General features: G+C 68.7%; 3 protein-coding genes. All 3 read left to right on the forward strand.

The window, feature by feature from the left end; genetic code table 11:
- On the forward strand, window positions 1-498 hold a 498-nt coding region (locus ACWDTP_RS38025), incomplete at its 5' end, for a nitroreductase family protein (protein WP_450028377.1).
- 57 nt (window positions 499-555) lie between these two features.
- On the forward strand, window positions 556-1,791 hold the full coding sequence (locus ACWDTP_RS38030; protein ID WP_450028378.1) for a thiolase family protein: 1,236 nt from the start codon (window positions 556-558) through the stop codon (window positions 1,789-1,791).
- A gap of 189 nt (window positions 1,792-1,980) precedes the next feature.
- A partial coding sequence (locus ACWDTP_RS38035) for an alpha,alpha-trehalose-phosphate synthase (UDP-forming) (protein ID WP_450028379.1) occupies window positions 1,981-3,098 on the forward strand: 1,118 nt, incomplete at its 3' end.

Consider the following 3,098-nt stretch of genomic DNA (forward strand, 5'->3'; position numbering starts at 1 on the left):
TTCATCATCGTCACCGATCCCGGCCAGCGCCGCGCCATCGGTGACATCTTCCGGCGCGGATGGGCCTGGGTCACTGCCTCGCCGTTCGCGGTCGCCGACCGGTTCGCCGACGACCCGACCCGCAATCGTCAGCAGCGCAAGGTCTCCGACAGCGCGGCATACCTCGTCGAGCACATCGACGAGGTCCCGGTGCTGGTGGTGCCGTGCGTCGAGGTGACCGACGGTGACGGTGTACTCACGGCCGAGAACGCCGTGCAGCACTGGAGTTCGATCATGCCCGCCGCGTGGAGTTACATGCTCGCGGCGCGCTCGCGCGGGCTCGGCACCACCTGGACCGGGCTGACCGTCATGGCCGAACCCCAGATGCGAGACATTCTGGGCTTTCCGGCCAATGTCCACCACGCCACCACCATCCCCACCGCCTACTACACCGGCACCAGCTTCCACCGAGCCGCCCGCGTACCCACCGACCAGGTCGTCCACTACGACCATTGGTAGCCGGCCATTGGCAGCCCACCGAAACCCGCACGATGGCGCGCACGAAAGGACTTCCGGATGACCGAGGCATACCTGCTCGGCGGCGTGCGTACCCCGTTCGCCCGATACGGCGGATCGCTATCGCACCTGCGCCTCGACGACCTGCTCGGCCTCGCGCTCGGCGCGGCGTGCGACCGCGTCGGCGTGACACCTGACCAGGTCGAGGACGTCGTGGCCGGCTGTGTCAATCCCGCCCACGAGGGCATGGGCGACCTGGCCCGCTGGGCGGTCCTGGCCGCAGGCTTTCCCGATACGGTCGCCGGCGCCACGCTCAACCGGTTCTGCGGATCCTCACTCAGCGCGACCGCGATGATCGCCCACGCCATCAAATCCGGCGACCTCGGTGTGGGCATCGCCTGCGGCGCCGAATCGATGTCACGCTCGGGATGGGCCTACATGAAGGGCGACGCCCCCTTCATGCCGCGCGGCCCGCAGTTCGTCCTGGACACCATGTGGTCGGGCGCAGGCGGCCCACCCAACCCGAAACTACTGGCCCGCAACGCCTACATCGGCATGATCGAGACGGCGCAGAACGTCGCCGACCGTTACGGGCTGACCCGCGAGGAAATCGACGCCTTCGCACTGCGATCCCAGCAGCGCGCCCGGGCCGCGCGCGACCGCGGGCGGCTGGCCCGCGAGATCGCGCCGGTGACAGTCCCCGCCACCCGCAAGACCCCCGAACTCATCGTCGAACACGACGAGTTCATCCGTGACGACACCACCGCCGAATCCCTGGCCGCACTGCCCGCCCAACCCGGCACCACGCAGATGACCGCAGGCAACTCCACGCCATTGTCCGACGGCGCCGCAGCCCTGCTCCTCGCCTCCGGCGAGCGGGCCGCCGACCTCGGCGTCACCCCGCTGGCCCGGATCGTATCCTCGGCCGTCTACGGCAACGATCCCCTCGTCATGGGTATCGCCCCGGCGTGGGCTCTGCCACTGGCCCTGCGCCGCGCCGAGCTCACGCCCCCGCAGATCGATCTATGGGAGATCCACGAAGCATTCAGCGCCCAAGCCCTTGGCGTGCTGCGCGAACTCCCCCATCAGCTCGACGGATTCGCGATACCCGATGACAAGCTGACCCCGAACGGGGGCGCGGTCGCCATCGGTCATCCCTTCGGCGCCACCGGCGCCCGCTACGTGTTGACCCTGGCCACCGAAATGCGGGAACGCGGAGTGCGCTACGGGGCCGTCGGGGTGTGCATCGGCTCCGGCCAAGGCGTGGCGATGGTGTTGGAGAACCCCGATGCGTGATCCACGCCACGACATGGTCGCCGGATCCGACGCCGACAACCAGCAGGCTCGGGCCCGGCAAAGGCGATAACCAGAACGGCGGGATCGTGCCCGGGCAGGCGGACCCGGATCCACGGACTACTTGGTCGCGGTACCCGGCGTTCAACCCTGTGAGAGCTTTCACCACGCAATCTGGGCGGAAGGGACGCCGTGACTACAGAACCGACACCGACGCATCTCGGAGGTGGCCGGTGGGCCGCCGGGAACTCCGACCTCGTCGTGGTGGCCAACCGCCTGCCGATCGACATCGAGCGGCTGCCCGACGGCACCACGGCGTGGAAACGAAGTCCTGGTGGCCTGGTCACCGCGCTGGAACCACTCTTGCGGATGCGTCGCGGCGCATGGATCGGCTGGGCGGGCGTCCCGGACGGATCCGAAGACCCGATCGTCGAGGACGGTCTCACGCTGCACCCGGTACGCCTGTCGGCCAAAGACATAGCCGACTACTACGAGGGCTTCTCCAACGGCGCCCTGTGGCCGCTCTACCACGACCTGATCGTCAAACCCGAGTACCACCGCGAATGGTGGGACAGCTACGTCGAGGTGAACCGACGCTTCGCCCGGGCCACCGCGCGCACCGCGGCCCACGGCGCCACCGTATGGATCCAGGACTACCAGCTGCAGCTCGTCCCCAAGATGCTGCGGATGTTGCGCCCAGACCTCACCATCGGCTTCTTCCTGCACATCCCGTTCCCGCCGGTGGAACTGTTCATGCAGCTGCCGTGGCGCACCGAGATCGTCGAGGGACTGCTCGGCGCCGACCTGGTCGGCTTCCACCTGCCCGACGGGGCACACAACTTCCTGGTCCTGGCGCGGCGACTGGCCGGTGCGAACGCATCACGGGCCACGGTCGGCGTGCGGTCCCGGTTCGGGGAGGTTCAGGTGGGTTCGCGCATCGTGAAGGTCGGCGCCTTCCCCATCTCGATCGACTCGGCCGACCTCGATACCAGGTCGCGCGACCGGCAGGTCCGGCAACGGGTCGGCCACATCCGCGCCGCGCTGGGCGACCCGCGAAAGATTCTGCTCGGAGTCGACCGCCTCGACTACACAAAAGGCATCGACGTGCGGTTGCGGGCCTTCGCCGAACTCCTCGACGAGCGGCGGGTCAAACCCGACACCGTCCTGGTGCAGCTCGCCACGCCCAGCCGGGAACGCGTCGAGAGCTACATCGCGATGCGCGAGCACATCGAACGCCAGGTCGGCCACATCAACGGCGAGTACGGCGAGGTCGGCCACCCGATCGTGCACTACCTGCACCAGCCGGTGTC

Source organism: Mycobacterium sp. NPDC003449 (genome assembly GCF_053588415.1).

Coding starts and splice junctions, on each gene's coding strand:
- ACWDTP_RS38030 (WP_450028378.1), top strand. CDS start 556: ATGACCGAGGCATACCTGCTCGGCGGCGTGCGTACCCCGTTCGCCCGA.